Genomic DNA, 15,115 nt, shown 5'->3' on the forward strand with positions numbered 1-15,115 from the left:
TTATATGCAGTTTGATCCCCCTTGTGTGGCTTAATTGTGCATCGTTTTGCAGTTTTTTACGTTTTCAGCGTCGTTTTCAGGCGCCGGCCGCGATCGGGAGTTCGGGGAGGGGGAGGGGATAAAAAGGGGGCAATCGGCGCGGGATTGAGGGGCAAAACCAGGGTGACGAGAGGCCTGTGTCGGCCCCTGGCCGTGTCGGGATGCAGGAGCGCCAGCGGGCTCCTGCGAAGGGGTCAGTCGTCCTCGTCGTCCTTGACGTCGCGGATCTTGTCCCTGTATTTGGGCAACTGCTTCTCGAGCTGTTTCATGTCCTTGATGGCATTGAGAAACAGGCCGAGCAGAAACAGCAGCGGCAGGCCTATCCATAACCACAAGCTCATCAGATCCTCCTTTCGTGGTGTGCCAGGGTGACATAACGGGCCAGGATCTCGTCGAGATGGGCCAGTATGCACGCCTTGCCTTCAATATCCGCCCCTTGCAGGCAAAGCGCCAGCGCCGCCGGATCCAGGGTCAGCTCGTCGGACTCGGGGGCGAAGCTCAGGTGCCAGGGTTCGTAGGCCACCCCCTGACCCGGTTGCGCCCCCCTGGCATAGGGCAGGAAGAAGCCGAAGTCGTTCATGTGATCATCCAGCCACTCGCTCAAGTCGGCAAACCAGCCCCCCGCCTCATACTCCCAGGGCTCCAGCGCGAGCTTGGTGCCTGCGGGCAGGCAGTCCGGATCGTAGATGTCGAGATCCGTGCCCCAGTGGTGGCGGCTGGTGCCGGGCAGGGCGCTCCAGCGCAGGATGGCGTGCAGCCTCTCCATATCGCCGAACTGCAGCGCATCGAGGGGCTGGTTGTCCGCATCCAGCAGGGGGCGCTCTCCGCGCCACTTGCCGTTCCAGATGGCGAGCTGGCGCTCGAAGCTGCGCCAGCTGGAGGCAGCCTGCAGGTTGAACCCCGCGTGAGCGGCGGCCACCTGCATGTCGTTGAAGGCCGCCGCGGTGGCGGCGGTCAGGCGATGGGGGCCACGCCCCACCAGGATGAGGTGGCTCTCATCCAGTCCAAGCAGTTGATCCTGGGTCATGGTTGCATGGTCTCCCTCTTGGGCTAGGCGGCGAAAGGCGTTCATGCCAGCAGCCGGGCCAGCACTCCCTGGTACATGTCGGCCAGGAGATCCAGATCGTCCGCCTTCACGCACTCGTTCACCTTGTGGATGGTGGCGTTGACCGGGCCCAGCTCGATGACTTCCGCCCCGGTCGGAGCGATGAAGCGTCCATCGGACGTTCCCCCCGTGGTGAGCAGGGCCGGCTGCTGACCGTTGACCGCCGCCACGGCGGCCACTGTGGCCTCCAGCAGGGCGCCGGTGTCGGTCAGGAAGGGCTGGCCGGAGAGGGTCCACTTGATCTGGTAGTCGAGGCCGTGACGATCCAGCAGGGCTTCGACCCGCTCGCGGATCTCACTATCGGTGAGCTCGGTGCTGAAACGGAAGTTGAACTGGACATGCAGCTCCCCCGGGATGACGTTGGAGGCGCCGGTGCCGCTCTGGATGTTCGCGATCTGGAAGCTGGTGGGAGGGAAGTAGGCGTTGCCCTCGTCCCAGACGGTGGCGGCGAGCTCGGCCAGGGCCGGGGCCGCCTTGTGAATGGGGTTGTCCGCCAGATGGGGATAGGCCACGTGGCCCTGCACCCCGCGTACCACCAGATCCCCTGTGATGGAGCCACGGCGGCCGTTCTTTACCACGTCCCCCACCACGGCAGTGGAGGAGGGCTCGCCGACGATGCACCAGGTGATCTTCTCGTTGCGCGCCTCCAGGGTGTCGATGACGCGCACCGTGCCGTTGATGAAGGGCCCCTCTTCATCCGAGGTGATGAGAAACGCGATGGAGCCCTTGTGGTCCGGGTGTTCGGCCACGAAGCGCTCGGTGGCCACCACCATGGCGGCGAGGGACCCCTTCATGTCGGCGGCGCCGCGCCCGTACAGCACGCCATCCTGGATGGTCGGCTCGAACGGCGGGGTGTGCCACTTCTCCAGCGGGCCGGCGGGCACCACGTCGGTGTGGCCGGCGAAGCAGAACAGCGGCCCCTCGCTGCCGCGGCGGGCCCAGAGGTTGGTGGTGTCTTCGAACACCATGGGCTCGATGACGAAACCGAGGCGCTGGAGGCGCTCCGCCATCAGGGTCTGGCACCCTTCATCCAGCGGGGTAACGGAGGGGCGGCGGATCAGATCCTTGGCCAGTGCGATGACATCCGACATCGTTTTTCCTTAACGAGAGAAGAGGGATTGGTAGTGATCGGCCTTGAAGCCCAGGGTCAGTTCGCCGTCCTTGTCCAGCAAGGGGCGCTTGATCATGGCCGGGTGGGCCAGCAGCAGGGCGCGCGCCTTGGCGGTGTCGAGATCCTGCTTGGCTTCGTCCGGCAGGGCGCGGAAGGTGGTGCCGCGGGTGTTGAGCAGGGCCTCCCAGCCGAGGCGCTCCAGCCAGCTATCGAGCTGCTCGGGAGCCAGGCCGTCGGCGCGGTGGTCGTGAAAGCGGTAGTCGATGCCCGCCTCCTCCAGCCACTTGCGGGCCTTCTTGATGGTGTCGCAGTTCTTGATGCCATAGAGGGTGGTGGCCATGGGGGATCCTTTGTCTGCGGGCCTGCGGCCCTGAAATCCGGGGTGGAATCATACAAGGGCCCGATTCTGGCATTGTGGCCCCCCCATGGCAACGCTCATGGCTAGGCTCGCTGGTTTTACCAGTGCAGTTGGGGGACGCCGATGGGGGCAAGAGACGAAAACGCGCCGGCCGGCGCGTTTCGAGGGGAAGGGGATGTCTGTCAGTGCAGGGTGGTCCACTCGTGGTCGAAGACCCTGGCCCGCTCCCAGGGCGCATCCGGCAGGCTGGAGGAGAGGCCGGTGTACTTGCCCACGTCATCCATCACGATGGCGGAGAGGATGGGGAGGTTGTTCTCGGTGCAGTACATGCGAATGCGTTGCAGCAGGGTGCGCAGTTCATCCTGGCACTGCTCCAGTCCGGCCTGCCTGGCCAGTTTGGAGTAACGAATGGTGGTGCGTTCCTTTGCAGACTCGACGAGGATGTCCCACAGCTTGTAGTCGCAGGCCGAGGTGCCCGCGGTGGCTTGGTTTGTCATAACTCTCTCCGGTGCGAAATGGTCGCTCTGTGTCGACGGGCATCTTGGCCAGTTCACCCCGGATGGATGTTGATCCAACGCAAACAAAGTGGAGGTTGTCGGTCAGGGATACCCTGGGGCACATTCTAGCGCCTCCAGGTTGGCGTTAAATATCGTTGTTTTGTTTATTTATGGAATTTACATCCATCAATGTGCGGTTTGGTAACTTTTGTAGGTGTTGGTCAAAGAAGACCTGAGCTATCCCCACGGGAGGGCCACGTTCGGCGACCCGCAGGCGGTGCGGGTCGGTATGAGCCAGCTCCACCTTGTCCGGGCGTGGTGACGGTGGCCCGCGTCCTGTCAGGGCTCTGCCTGCGCCAGATAGGCCAGGTGATCCTGACGGGCGACCCGCCAGGGGCCGAGGTGCACGGGCGCCGCAAAGCCCGGGCCGTCGGTCACCATGGTGTGGTACTCCCCCTGCTCGCCGCAGGCATCGAATCCTTGGGCGTTGGCGAGCCGCTGCAACTCGGCCAGGGTGGCGGCATCGAGCCTGCGTCCGACCCAGTCGGGGGCCAGCACCCGGGTATCGACGCAGGAGAGGTGGGCGACGATGCCGCGTGCCAGCAGGTCCGCCAGCAGCGCCTCGCGGGTTTGCTGCCAGAGCGGGGTGTGGACTTTGATCCCAAGGGGGCGGCAGCGCTCGCGGATCCAGTTCGGCGCACCGCCCACGCTGTCGATATCGCCGGTGACCACCCCATCGAGGTGCCACTGCTCCTTGAGCCGTATCAGCGCCCGCTCATAACCCAGCTCGAACGGTGCCTCTATGGTGACAAGCTGGTGAGGCAGGCCGAGGGCCGCCGCCTGACGGCGCACCAGCGGCAGGGGATGGGCGAGGAAACGGGGTTCGGGTGGAGCAAAGGTGACCAGGGCCACCACCTGATGACCCGCTTCGCGGGCATGGCAGAGGGCCTGCATGGCATCCTTGCCGCCGCTCCAGAGCAGGATGACGCGAGACATGGGGAGATTCCGCAAAGAAAAAGAGGGCTCATGCTACCCAGAGTACGGGCGGTTGGCAAAGCGCGGGCCGGTGGCGGGGGATAAAAAAACGGCCCCCGTGCGGGAGCCGTTCGAACTGGGGGCCTGTCACAGCAGTATGCTGGTCAGGATGAAGCCCAGGGTACAGGAGGTCACTACCCCGATGAGGCCGGGCAGGATGAAGCTGTGGTTGATGATGAACTTGCCGATGCGGGTGGTGCCGGAGCGGTCGAAGCCGATGCAGGCGAGATCGCTCGGGTAGGTCGGCAGCACGAAGTAGCCGTAGCTCGCCGGCAGGAAGGCGATGAGCAGCTTGGGCTCCACCCCCAGCGCCAGCCCCATGGGGGCGATGGCGGTGAGCGCCGCCGCCTGGCTGTTCACCAGCTTGGAGATGAGGAAGAGCACCAGGGCGTAGGTCCAGGGCTGGGCCTGCACCACGTGGGAGAGGGACTCCTTGAGCAGCGGCATGTGGGCCTGGAAGAAGGTCTCGCTCATCCAGGCGACCCCGAACACGGAGAAGATGGCGACCATGCCCGCCTTGAAGACGGCGCCGTTGGCGATCTCCCCCGGCTTGACCCTGCAGCGCATCAGTATGATGGCACCGGCGATCAGCATCATCATCTGGATCACCAGGTTCATGGAGAGGGGGCCCGTCTTGTCCTTGATGGTGAAGACGGGGCGCAGCGCCTCGTCGGCACCCAGCAGCACCACGGCGGCGATGGCGGCGAAGAAGATCCAGGTGGACCAGTAGGCCTCTTTCGGGAACTTGGTATTGAGCAGGGTCTCGCCGCCGCCGTAGATGAAGTCGCGCTGGGCGGGGTCCTTGAGTTTGGCCTGGAACTCCTCGTCCTTGTCCAGATCCTTGCCGCGGCGCAGGCTCCAGAGGGCCGCCACCATGACGCCGGTGAGGGAGGAGGGGATGGCGATCATCAGGATGTCGAGCAGGCCATAGGCCTGACCCACGCCGTGGGCCGCCGCCAGGATGGAGACCATGGAGACCACGGCCACCGAGACCGGCGAGGCGCAGATGGCCATCTGGGAGGCGACGGACGCCACCGCCATGGGGCGTTCCGGGCGGATGTTCTTCTGCAGCGCGATGTCGGCGATGATGGGGAACATGGTGTAGACCACGTGGCCGGTGCCGCACAGGAAGGTGAGGGTCCAGGTGGTGAGCGGCGCCAGCAGGGTGATGTATTGGGGGTGGCGGCGCAGCAGGCGTTCGGCCACCTGCATCATCAGGTTGAGGCCGCCGGCAGTCTGCAGGGTGGCGGCGCAGCCGATCACCGCGAGTATGGTCAGCATCACCTGCACCGGCGGCTCGCCCGGCACCAGGCCGAAGACGAAGGTCAGCAGGAAGAGGCCGATGCCGCTGATGAGACCAAGCCCCATGCCCCCAAAGCGGGTACCCAGCAGCAAGCAGCCGAGTACCACCAAAAATTCCATCAAGATCATTCCATTACCTCGTGTGTTTTATCCATGTCCCCATCGGCCAGCTGCCCGGGATCCGCTGTCGTCAATTACCCCTGAAGGGTTATGGATATTCTGTCACCCCTAAAGGGGTAAAAATTTGCGTTGCTTCAACAACCCGCTTTTTTCCGATTTAAGTGCATAAAAACTACGGTCGACCCGCTTTACCAAAGGCAAAACCGGGTCAGGGTCGTGGGAAGGAGGGAGACAAGGGGGGAAACGACAGGCATAAAAAAGCCGACCCAGAGGTCGGCTCTTGCACGGTGCGAGCAGGCGGTCGCCTTAGAACTCGGCGGTGCGGGGAGTCCGGGGGAAGGGGATGACGTCGCGCACGTTGCCCATGCCGGTCACGTAGACCACCAGACGCTCGAAGCCCAGGCCGAAGCCGGAGTGCGGCACTGTGCCGTAGCGGCGCAGGTCGCGGTACCACCAGTAGTCTTCCTTGTTCAGGCCCATCTCGGCCAGACGGGCATCCAGCACCTCGAGACGCTCCTCGCGCTGGGAGCCGCCGATGATCTCGCCGATCCCCGGGGCCAGCACGTCCATGGCGGCGACGGTCTTGCCGTCGTCGTTGAGGCGCATGTAGAAGGCCTTGATGTCCTTCGGGTAGTTCTTCACCACCACCGGGGACTTGAAGTGCTCCTCGGCCAGGTAGCGCTCGTGCTCGGAGGAGAGGTCGATACCCCAGGAGACCGGGAACTCGAAGCTCTTGCCGCAGTTCTTCAGCACTTCGATGGCGTCGGTGTAGTCAATCTGGGCGAAGTCGGAGGCGACGAAGCGCTCCAGACGGCCGATGGCGTCCTTGTCCACGTGCTGGGCGAAGAATTCCAGATCGTCCCGGCGCTCCGCCAGCACGGCGTTGAAGACGTACTTCAGCATGGCTTCGGCCAGGGCGGCGTTGTCTTCCAGGTTGGCGAAGGCCACTTCCGGTTCCACCATCCAGAACTCGGCCAGGTGGCGGCTGGTGTTGGAGTTTTCGGCGCGGAAGGTGGGCCCGAAGGTGTAGACCTTGGACAGGGCGCAGGCATAGGTCTCGACGTTGAGCTGGCCGGAGACGGTCAGGAAGGTCTCCTTGCCGAAGAAGTCCTTGTCGTAGTCCACCTTGCCTTCGGGGGTGCGCGGCAGGTTTTCCAGATCCAGGGTGGAGACGCGGAACATCTCGCCGGCCCCTTCGGTGTCGGAGGCGGTGATGAGGGGCGCGGCGATCCAGAGGTAGCCCTGTTCGTGGAAGAAGCGGTGAATGGCCTGGGAGAGGCAGTTGCGCACCCGGGTCACGGCGCCGACGATGTTGGTACGGGCACGCAGGTGGCCCTGCTCGCGCAGGTATTCGATGCTGTGGCGCTTGGCGGACATGGGGTAGGTGTCCGGATCCTCGACCCAGCCCACCACCTTGACCTCGGTGGCCTGCAGTTCGAACGCCTGGCCGCTGCCCTGGGATTCGACCACCAGACCGGTCACTTCCACCGAGCAGGCTGTGGTCAGACGCAGCACTTCATTCTCGTAATTGGCCAGGGAATTGGGGACGACTGCCTGCACCGGATGGAAGCAGGAGCCATCGGAGATGGCCAAGAATGAGATCCCCGCCTTGGAATCGCGGCGGGTCCGGATCCACCCTTTCACTGTCTGGGTGGTGCCGACCGAATACTTACCGGCCAGCACATCTACTACGGATGCGTGCGTCATCGAAATATTGTCTCCAGCTTGTTCTTGCAGCGCTATTTGCAACACTAGGGGTCTGGCCCGGGCACAGTTGGCCCACCATGGCAGACTAAGCCGTTCATCTTACCCGCGCGGGTTTGATAAACAAGCAAAAATGTCGGACCCTTGCGGGGATTTCCCCATGCATCCTGCATGGATCCTGACGGTTGGACGGGGGGGAGGGTGAAGGAGCGCAGGCGAGGGCCGGATGGCCGGGTACGGCTACTGAGGGGGCTGGTGATCCTCTGCTGGGGCTGTTTCATCGCCCTGCTCTCCCTCTATCACTTCGCCAGGCCGCAGACCGCCTATGGTTTTCTGGTCTATGGCGGGGTCAGGGTGCGCCAAAGCTGGGATCCCGCCCTCACTCCCTGGCTGGAGCGCGGGCTCTGGGCCTGCTGCCTGCTGACCCTGGTGGTCCTGGTGCTGGAGCGCGGCCGCAGCCGCCGGCAGGAGGATGCCCTGCACGCCAACCTCTTTATCCTGCTGCTGATCCTGGTGGCCAGCCTGCTGTTCTACTACCTGGGGTGATAGTCTGACGGCTCGTCCTGCGGCGGGGCGACCGAGCGCTTGCCGAGCTGGCGCTCCACGCTGTCGAGCATCTGGTTGTAGGCGAGTGCCACCCGGCCAATCTCGTCCCCTTCATCCCCCTCCAGACGATGGCCGAAGTCGTTGCGATCGGTTGCCTCCTCCATGGAGCGGGTCAGCTGGTTGAGGGGGCGAACTATCCAGGTGCGGATGACCCAGAGGGTGAGCAGCAGCCCCAGCCCGAAGATGAGGGTGAGGCTGAGCGCCGAGGTGAGGATGTTCTGCTCGACCCGGGTGAACAGGGAGTCGAGGGAGTAGTCAAAGCGCACCGCCCCCAGCACGGTGTTTTCCGGCACCTGATGGCAACTGGTGCAGTCGGTGCCGCGAAAGTCCTTCTGCGCCAGCAACGGGCGGGTCACCACCAGCCGGCTGTGCATGCCGTCGTGCTCCACTTCCAGGCTGCCCTTGCCCGCCAGGGCCAGGGCGTCAAATCTGTCTTTCGGGGCCTCCACGTCACGGCCCGGCCCGAACTGCTTGTTGACCGCCGCCCCGCGCACGATGCGGGCATCCTCCACGTGGGCGTGATCGAGAAACTTGGCGCGCAGGGTGTCGCGGGCGTCCATCTTGCCGGTCAGCATCAGCATGTTGAGACCGTCGAAGTAGGCCTCGGTCTGCTCGCGGCTCTGCTCCTTGATGAGGGTCAGGATGAGATCCCGCTCGCGCACCGCCTGATAGGCTGCGGAAAACACCAATACCATGGAGAAGATGAAGAGCAGGAAGAAATTGATCTTGGCAGCAATGGAGAGGCGCATGGGACTGGTACATCTGTTGGGTAAAACCCGCGCAGTCTACTCTCCTCGCCGGACGGGTTTTGATGACTTGCTCACATTCTGATGAAAAAGAGCCAAAAGGCCCCGTCGCCATAACGGGGCCATTGTGACGGGGTCTTGTGCCGAGCCTCTTCTGGCTCAGAACTCCCCGGCGGTGATGGCCTCGCGGATGGCGCAGGTCAATACCCTCAGCTCCTCGGGGCTGATGACGAAGGGGGGCATCAGGTAGATGAGCCTGCCAAAGGGACGGATCCAGGCGCCCAGCTCCACGAACTTGCGCTGGATGCGCGCCACGTCCACCCGCTCCTTCATCTCCACCACCCCGATGGCGCCAAGCACCCGCACGTCCGCCACCGCCGGATTCAGGGTCAGCTGTACCAGCTCTGTTTTGAGCTGATGCTCGATGGCTTGCACCCGATCGCGCCAAGGCGATGCCAGCAGCAGCTCGATAGAGGCGTTGGCCACGGCGCACGCTAATGGATTGCCCATAAAGGTGGGGCCGTGCATAAAGACCCCGGCCTTGCCGTCACAGACGGTGCGGGCGACATGCTCGGTGGTGAGGGTGGCCGACAGCGTCAGGTAGCCGCCGGTGAGCGCTTTGCCCAGACACAGGATGTCGGGGCTGATCCCCGCCCAGTCACAGGCAAACAGCTGGCCGGTGCGGCCAAAGCCGGTGGCAATCTCGTCGGCGATGAGCAGCAGGCCGAACTCGTCGCACAGGGCGCGCACCCACTGCAGGTAGCGGGGGTGATAGAAGCGCATGCCGCCGGCGCCCTGCACTATGGGCTCGAGCACGATGGCGGCGATCTCTTCATGGTGATCCGCCACCAGGGTCGCCAGCTCCACCACGCACTGCTCGTCCCACTCGGCGTGGAAGCGGCAGCCGGGGGCTTCCACGAAATGGTGCTCGGGCAGGAAGCCCTTGTAGAGCTCGTGCATGCCGCCATCGGGATCGCAGACGCTCATGGCGCCGAAGGTGTCACCGTGATAGCCGCCCCTAAGGGAGACGAATTTGGTGCGGGGCGTCCCCTTGGCGTGCCAGTACTGCTGGGCCATCTTGAGGGCCACCTCCACCGCCACCGAGCCGGAGTCCGCCAGAAAGACCCGATCCAGCCCCTTTGGGGTTATCTCAACCAGCTTGCGGCAGAGCTCGACCGCCGGGGCATGGGTCAGGCCGCCAAACATCACGTGGGACATCTTGCCGAGCTGGGCGGTGGCGGCCGCGTTGAGCTCAGGCACCTGGTAGCCGTGCACGCAGGCCCACCAGGAGCTCATGCCATCCACCAGCTCGCGCCCGTCCGTCAGGGTGAGGGTCACCCCCTTGGCGCTGGCCACTTCGTAGCAGGGCAGGGGATGGGTGAGGGAGGTATAGGGATGCCAGACGTGGTGCAGGTCGAATTCTTGATTGGTCATTTTGTGTTCTGTTGTCAATTGATTTGATCTGGTCGGTGTTGACAGTCTACGCGCGCTCTCTACACTAGCCAACAATTTCAGCCACTTGGCTTCGCGCACGCCCTTGCGGTGCATAGTCCAGCTGGCGGGTTCTGCGGCCATCTCTCCATGAGCGCGGCGCAGGATCCCACCTATAACAACCGGAAGCCATGTATGAATGCTCTCACCGCGGGCGCCCACGCCCTTCGTCACGACTGGACCCTGACCGAGGTTCAGGCTCTCTTTGCCCTGCCATTCAACGATCTGCTGTTCCAGGCCCAGACGGTGCACCGCACCCATTTTGACCCGAACGAGGTGCAGGTGAGCACCCTGCTCTCCATCAAGACCGGCGCCTGCCCGGAGGATTGCAAATACTGCCCCCAGAGCGCCCGCTATCACACCGGGCTCGAGACCGAGCGGCTGATGGAGGTGGAAAAGGTGCTGGAGCGGGCCCGGGAAGCCAAGGCCAACGGCTCGTCCCGTTTCTGCATGGGGGCCGCCTGGCGCAACCCCAAGGAGAAGGACATGCCCTACATCATCCGGATGATTGAAGAGGTGCGCGGGCTCGGCATGGAGACCTGCATGACGCTAGGGATGCTGACTGCCGATCAGGCGGCGCGTCTCGGGGCCGCGGGGCTGGATTACTACAACCACAACCTCGACACCTCGCCGGAGTTTTACGGCGACATCATCACCACCCGCACCTATCAGGACCGGCTCGATACCCTGGAGCACGTGCGCGGCGCCGGGATGAAGGTCTGCTCCGGCGGCATCGTCGGCATGGGGGAGCAGGCGAAAGACCGGGCGGGCCTTCTGATGGCGCTCGCCAACCTGCCGCGCCACCCGGAGAGCGTGCCCATCAACATGCTGGTCAAGGTGAAGGGAACGCCCCTGGAGAACCAGGAGAACCTGGACCCGTTCGAATTTATCCGCACCATCGCCGTGGCACGCATCATGATGCCCGCCTCCCACGTGCGCCTCTCCGCCGGGCGGGAGAAGATGAACGAGCAGATGCAGGCCATGTGCTTTATGGCGGGGGCAAATTCGATATTTTATGGCTGCAAGCTGCTGACCACTCCCAATCCGGACGAGAACAGCGACATGCAGCTCTTCAAGCGCCTCGGCATCCGCCCCGCCCAGCGGGCCCAGAAGCCGGATCAGGTTCAAGAGGAGGAGCTGCTGGCCGAGGTGAGTCGCCAGAGCGAGCCCAGCGAGCTCTTCTACGACGCTACTCGTCCCCGCACAGACGCCGTCCGTACATGATGACGCCCGTTGTCACCAGCCCCTTTGCACTGGGGCAGGCCCTGGCCGAGCGTGAGCAGGCCGCCCTGCTGCGCCGCCGCACCCCGGTGGAGGCCGCGAGCGGCGGGCGGATCCGGGTCGGGGGGCGGGACTACCTCAACGTCTCTGGCAACGACTACCTGGGGCTCGCGGGCCATACCGCCATCAAGGCCGCCTTCGCGGCAGGCGTGGCGCAATATGGCGCGGGCGCCGGCGCCTCGCCCTTGGTGACCGGCTACAGCCGCGCTCACCAGCAGCTGGAAGAGACGCTGGCCGACTGGCTCGGGGTGGAGGCGGTGCTGCTGTTCAACTGCGGCTTCTCCGCCAACCAGGCGGTGCTCAAGGCCCTGCTCGGCAAGGAGCATCTGCTGTGGCAGGACAGGCTCAACCATGCCTCCCTGCAGGAGATGGGCAGCCAGCTCCCCTGCAGGATGAAGCGCTTCGGTCATAACGACATGGCGGCCTTGGAACGGCTGCTTGAGCCAAACCGGGGCCTGATCGTCTCGGAAGGGGTGTTCAGCATGGACGGGGATCAGGGTCCCTGGGTTGAACTTGCAACATTGGCTGCCCAGAGCGGCAACTGGCTGATGATCGACGATGCCCACGGTATTGGGGTGCTTGGGGCCGAGGGGCGCGGCACCCTGGCGGCCCAGGGGGTTGCTCCTGCCAGCGTGCACATCCAGATGGGGACCTTTGGCAAGGCGCTCGGGGTGGCCGGCGCCTTCGTGGGCGGCAGTCGCGAGCTGGTGGAGTATCTGGTCAACTTCGCCCGCCACTACGTCTACAGCACCCATATGCCCCCCGCCCAGGCGTGCGCCGTGCGCCAGAGCATCGAGCTGGTACGCGTAGCCGACGAGGCCCGTGCCCACCTTGCTCGCCTTGTCGCCCGCTTTCGGCAGGGGGCGCGGTCCCTGGGTTGGCAGCTGGGGGCAAGCGACACCCCCATCCAGCCGCTGCTGGTGGGAGAGAGCGGTGCTGCCCTGCAACTGGCCGAGCGGCTGCGGGAGCGCGGCATCTGGGCCGGGGCCATCCGCCCGCCGACGGTGCCGGTCGGCACGGCGCGCCTTCGCATCACCCTGTGCGCTGCCCACGGCGAGGACGACGTGGATCGCCTGCTCGAGGCCCTGGGTCCGCGCCCGGCCACCGACGAGAGAGGGGGCGGCCATGCTCCATGAGCGTTTCCAGTCGGTGGACAAGGCGCAGCTCGCCCGCCGCTTCGGGGCGGCGGCCCGTCACTACGACGCCCACGCCCGCTTCCAGCAGGAGGTGGGGCAGGCACTGCTGGTGTGCATGGACGAGGGGGGCGTGAAAGAGGTGCGCTCAGGGGCCGGGCTGGATCTGGGCTGCGGTACCGGTTTCTTCCTGCCTGCCCTGGCGCCTCGCTGCGAGACGCTGACCGGGCTGGATCTCGCCCCCGGCATGCTGGCCCAGGCCGCCCTTCGCGGCAGCGGTGTCCGCCTGGTGTGCGGCGACGCGGAGGCGCTCCCCTTTGCCGACCAGAGCCTGGACTGGGTCTTCTCCAGCCTGGCCCTGCAGTGGTGCGAGCGTCCGGCCCAGGCCTTCGCCGAGCTCAACCGGGTGCTCAAACCCGGTGGCCAGGTCTTCTTCTCGACCCTGCTTTCGGGGTCCCTGTGGCAACTGCGGGAGGCCTGGCGCGCCGTCGATGGCCGCGCCCACGTCAATCGCTTCCTGACGCTGCCCCAGTTGCAACAGGCGGCCCGTGACGGGGGCTTCGAGACCCCTGAGCTCTGCCCGCTGACCTGGTCCCTCGCCTACCCGGCGCTCAGCGGACTGCTGCGCGACCTCAAGGGGATAGGCGCGAGTCAGGTCAACGACGAGCGGCCCGCGGGCCTGGGTCATCGCCAGCGCCTGGTGCGCCTGGGGGAGGCCTACGAGCGTTATCGCCAGCCCGACGGCCTGCTGGCCGCCAGCTACGAGGTTTGCCTCGGGCGCCTGATCCGGGCATAAGCCGTTCGCCAACCAAGCGTCATCACCGGGTCCGCAGCTCAGCGCGGCCCGAACTTGTCACCGAACATCATGAGCGCGCGCAGGCAGGCATGTCGCCCGCCATCGCGCCGAGGAGTCATCATGGCCAGATCCTATTTCATCACGGGCACGGACACCGATGTGGGCAAGACGCTGGTCGCCCGTACCCTGCTGCACGCCTTCGCCGCTCAAGGCATCCCCTGCGCCGGCTACAAGCCGATTTCCGCCGGCTGTGCCCGCACCCCGGCGGGGCTGCGCAACCTCGATGCCCAGTTGCTGCAGGCGGCCGCCAGCCTGCCTCTGCCCTACGAGAAGGTCAACCCCTATGCCTTCGAGCCCCCCATAGCCCCCCATATCGCCGCCCGGGAGGCGGGGGAGAGCATCCCCTTCGCCGGCCTGTCGGCTGGGCTGCGGGAGATAGAGGCGAGCGGGGCCGATCTCGTGATCGTCGAGGGGGCGGGGGGCTGGTTGCTGCCGCTGGATCACCAGCATCTGCTCTCGGACTGGGTCGCCCTTGAGCGGTTGCCGGTGATCCTGGTGGTGGGGGCCAGGCTGGGGTGTCTCAACCATGCCCTGCTCACCGTCTCCGCCATTCGCCAGCAGGGGCTGACCCTGGCGGGCTGGGTCATCAACCGGGTGGATCCGCACATGAATCGTTATCCGGAGAACCTGGCGACCTTGAAAGCCTTGCTGCCGGCCCCATTTTTGGGTGAGATACCCTTCGTGGAGGCACCGCACGAGACGGACTTGCGCGACTGCCTCGACATCTCGTCCCTGCTCTGAGGCCAGACATTCAGCAATCATTCATCGTGTCTGTCTATTATCTGGGGCAAGTGTGGCATCGGTCGCCCCTGGGGTGACCCGAGCCATGCATCCATATCTCACAAGGAGTCAATATGAAGCGAATTATGCTATTCCTGGTGACCAACCTGGCCGTCATGCTGGTGCTGGGGGTGGTGCTCAATATCCTGTTCTCGGTTCTGGGGATCAACAAGTCCAGCATTTCCGGGCTGTTGGTGTTCTGCGCCGTGTTCGGTTTTGGGGGTTCCTTTATCTCCTTGCTGATGTCCAAGTGGATGGCCAAGCGCAGCTATGGCGTCCAGGTCATCGAGCAGCCCCGCAACGAGACCGAGCACTGGTTGGTGAGCACGGTCGCCCGTCAGGCCCGTGAGGCTGGCATCAAGATGCCGGAAGTGGGGATCTACGACTCCCCCGAGATGAACGCCTTCGCCACCGGCGCCCGCCGCGACGACTCCCTCGTGGCCGTGTCGTCCGGCCTGCTCTACAGCATGAGCCGCGACGAGGCGGAAGCCGTGCTGGCCCACGAGGTGAGCCACGTGGCCAACGGCGACATGGTGACCCTGACCCTGATCCAGGGGGTGGTGAACACCTTCGTGATGTTCTTTGCCCGCATCGTGGCCGGCGTCATCAGCAACGTCTTCAGCTCCAACAACGACGAGGAGAGCAGCAGCTCCGGCGGCTTCGCCTATATGATCACCGTGTTCGTGCTGGAGATGGTGTTCGGCGTGCTGGCCTCCATGATCGTCATGTGGTTCAGCCGTCAGCGCGAGTTCCGCGCCGACGCCGGTGCCGCCAAGCTGGCCGGCCGTGACAAGATGATCGCCGCCCTGCAGCGTCTCGCCCGCGGTGCCGAGCCGCAGCTGGAAGGTTCCATGATGGCCTTCGGCATCAACGGCAAGCGTTCCATGAGCGAGCTGTTCATGAGCCACCCGCCCATCGAGCAGCGCATCGCCGCCCTGCGTGGCTGATGGC

General features: G+C 65.0%; 16 protein-coding genes. 6 read left to right on the forward strand and 10 right to left on the reverse strand.

Going from position 1 to position 15,115, the window contains the following annotated elements:
* Positions 1–233: 233 nt before the first annotated feature.
* The 8 genes from BN1132_RS19575 to asnS form a co-directional block, all read right to left on the reverse strand.
* Positions 234–380, reverse strand: a complete 147-nt coding sequence (locus tag BN1132_RS19575) for a hypothetical protein (RefSeq protein WP_084202797.1) — start codon at positions 378–380, stop codon at positions 234–236.
* Entirely contained in the window at positions 380–1,066 is a 687-nt protein-coding gene (locus BN1132_RS10120; RefSeq protein ID WP_042077258.1) for a M15 family metallopeptidase, read from the reverse strand. The genes BN1132_RS19575 and BN1132_RS10120 overlap by 1 nt, the downstream gene beginning before the upstream one ends.
* 41 nt (positions 1,067–1,107) lie before the next feature.
* Positions 1,108–2,235, reverse strand: a complete 1,128-nt coding sequence (dapE, locus tag BN1132_RS10125) for a succinyl-diaminopimelate desuccinylase (protein ID WP_042077260.1) — start codon at positions 2,233–2,235, stop codon at positions 1,108–1,110.
* 9 nt (positions 2,236–2,244) lie between these two features.
* Positions 2,245–2,595 (reverse strand): ArsC family reductase, encoded by a 351-nt coding sequence (locus BN1132_RS10130; RefSeq protein WP_042077262.1) that lies wholly within the window; start codon positions 2,593–2,595, stop codon positions 2,245–2,247.
* A gap of 200 nt (positions 2,596–2,795) precedes the next feature.
* Positions 2,796–3,110, reverse strand: coding sequence for a hypothetical protein (locus BN1132_RS10135; RefSeq protein ID WP_042077263.1), 315 nt, complete (start codon positions 3,108–3,110; stop codon positions 2,796–2,798).
* A 339-nt stretch (positions 3,111–3,449) separates the two neighbouring features.
* On the reverse strand, positions 3,450–4,106 hold the full coding sequence (locus tag BN1132_RS10140) for a Dph6-related ATP pyrophosphatase (protein WP_042077264.1): 657 nt from the start codon (positions 4,104–4,106) through the stop codon (positions 3,450–3,452).
* A gap of 126 nt (positions 4,107–4,232) precedes the next feature.
* Positions 4,233–5,576 carry an anaerobic C4-dicarboxylate transporter gene (locus BN1132_RS10145; protein ID WP_042077265.1) on the reverse strand — a complete coding sequence of 448 codons (1,344 nt, stop codon included), beginning with the start codon at positions 5,574–5,576 and terminating at the stop codon, positions 4,233–4,235.
* A gap of 297 nt (positions 5,577–5,873) precedes the next feature.
* Complete coding sequence (asnS, locus tag BN1132_RS10150) at positions 5,874–7,274, reverse strand: asparagine--tRNA ligase (protein WP_042077266.1); 1,401 nt, start codon at positions 7,272–7,274, stop codon at positions 5,874–5,876.
* Between the two features lie 240 nt (positions 7,275–7,514).
* On the opposite strand from asnS, the gene BN1132_RS10155 reads away from it, so the two are divergent.
* Positions 7,515–7,817, forward strand: a complete 303-nt coding sequence (locus tag BN1132_RS10155) for a hypothetical protein (protein ID WP_084202816.1) — start codon at positions 7,515–7,517, stop codon at positions 7,815–7,817.
* Here BN1132_RS10155 and BN1132_RS10160 read toward each other — a convergent pair.
* Together BN1132_RS10160 and bioA are read right to left on the reverse strand one after the other, a co-directional pair.
* Positions 7,805–8,626 (reverse strand): HAMP domain-containing protein, encoded by an 822-nt coding sequence (locus BN1132_RS10160; protein WP_042077269.1) that lies wholly within the window; start codon positions 8,624–8,626, stop codon positions 7,805–7,807. The genes BN1132_RS10155 and BN1132_RS10160 overlap by 13 nt on opposite strands.
* A gap of 156 nt (positions 8,627–8,782) precedes the next feature.
* Positions 8,783–10,057, reverse strand: a complete 1,275-nt coding sequence (gene bioA, locus BN1132_RS10165; protein ID WP_042077270.1) for an adenosylmethionine--8-amino-7-oxononanoate transaminase — start codon at positions 10,055–10,057, stop codon at positions 8,783–8,785.
* Between the two features lie 192 nt (positions 10,058–10,249).
* Here bioA and bioB point away from each other — a divergent pair, with 192 nt between their 5' ends.
* From bioB to htpX, 5 genes are all read left to right on the forward strand, one after another.
* The gene (gene bioB, locus BN1132_RS10170; RefSeq protein ID WP_042077271.1) at positions 10,250–11,338 is read left to right on the forward strand and encodes a biotin synthase BioB; all 1,089 of its coding nucleotides are present in this window, start codon (positions 10,250–10,252) and stop codon (positions 11,336–11,338) included.
* On the forward strand, positions 11,335–12,531 hold the full coding sequence (gene bioF / locus BN1132_RS10175) for an 8-amino-7-oxononanoate synthase (protein WP_042077272.1): 1,197 nt from the start codon (positions 11,335–11,337) through the stop codon (positions 12,529–12,531). Before bioB ends, bioF begins: the two co-directional genes overlap by 4 nt.
* Positions 12,521–13,324 carry a malonyl-ACP O-methyltransferase BioC gene (bioC, locus tag BN1132_RS10180; protein WP_042077274.1) on the forward strand — a complete coding sequence of 268 codons (804 nt, stop codon included), beginning with the start codon at positions 12,521–12,523 and terminating at the stop codon, positions 13,322–13,324. The genes bioF and bioC overlap by 11 nt, the downstream gene beginning before the upstream one ends.
* A gap of 120 nt (positions 13,325–13,444) precedes the next feature.
* Positions 13,445–14,125, forward strand: coding sequence for a dethiobiotin synthase (gene bioD / locus BN1132_RS10185; RefSeq protein ID WP_042077275.1), 681 nt, complete (start codon positions 13,445–13,447; stop codon positions 14,123–14,125).
* 113 nt (positions 14,126–14,238) lie between these two features.
* Positions 14,239–15,111, forward strand: coding sequence for a protease HtpX (htpX, locus tag BN1132_RS10190; protein ID WP_042077276.1), 873 nt, complete (start codon positions 14,239–14,241; stop codon positions 15,109–15,111).
* Positions 15,112–15,115 lie beyond the last annotated feature (4 nt).

The organism is Aeromonas sanarellii, from assembly GCF_000820085.1.
GTDB classification, from domain to species: domain Bacteria; phylum Pseudomonadota; class Gammaproteobacteria; order Enterobacterales; family Aeromonadaceae; genus Aeromonas; species Aeromonas sanarellii.

Coding starts and splice junctions, on each gene's coding strand:
- BN1132_RS19575 (WP_084202797.1), bottom strand. CDS start 380: ATGAGCTTGTGGTTATGGATAGGCCTGCCGCTGCTGTTTCTGCTCGGC.
- BN1132_RS10120 (WP_042077258.1), bottom strand. CDS start 1,066: ATGACCCAGGATCAACTGCTTGGACTGGATGAGAGCCACCTCATCCTG.
- dapE (WP_042077260.1), bottom strand. CDS start 2,235: ATGTCGGATGTCATCGCACTGGCCAAGGATCTGATCCGCCGCCCCTCC.
- BN1132_RS10130 (WP_042077262.1), bottom strand. CDS start 2,595: ATGGCCACCACCCTCTATGGCATCAAGAACTGCGACACCATCAAGAAG.
- BN1132_RS10135 (WP_042077263.1), bottom strand. CDS start 3,110: ATGACAAACCAAGCCACCGCGGGCACCTCGGCCTGCGACTACAAGCTG.
- BN1132_RS10140 (WP_042077264.1), bottom strand. CDS start 4,106: ATGTCTCGCGTCATCCTGCTCTGGAGCGGCGGCAAGGATGCCATGCAG.
- BN1132_RS10145 (WP_042077265.1), bottom strand. CDS start 5,576: ATGATCTTGATGGAATTTTTGGTGGTACTCGGCTGCTTGCTGCTGGGT.
- asnS (WP_042077266.1), bottom strand. CDS start 7,274: ATGACGCACGCATCCGTAGTAGATGTGCTGGCCGGTAAGTATTCGGTC.
- BN1132_RS10160 (WP_042077269.1), bottom strand. CDS start 8,626: ATGCGCCTCTCCATTGCTGCCAAGATCAATTTCTTCCTGCTCTTCATC.
- bioA (WP_042077270.1), bottom strand. CDS start 10,057: ATGACCAATCAAGAATTCGACCTGCACCACGTCTGGCATCCCTATACC.
- bioB (WP_042077271.1), top strand. CDS start 10,250: ATGAATGCTCTCACCGCGGGCGCCCACGCCCTTCGTCACGACTGGACC.
- bioF (WP_042077272.1), top strand. CDS start 11,335: ATGATGACGCCCGTTGTCACCAGCCCCTTTGCACTGGGGCAGGCCCTG.
- bioC (WP_042077274.1), top strand. CDS start 12,521: ATGCTCCATGAGCGTTTCCAGTCGGTGGACAAGGCGCAGCTCGCCCGC.
- bioD (WP_042077275.1), top strand. CDS start 13,445: ATGGCCAGATCCTATTTCATCACGGGCACGGACACCGATGTGGGCAAG.
- htpX (WP_042077276.1), top strand. CDS start 14,239: ATGAAGCGAATTATGCTATTCCTGGTGACCAACCTGGCCGTCATGCTG.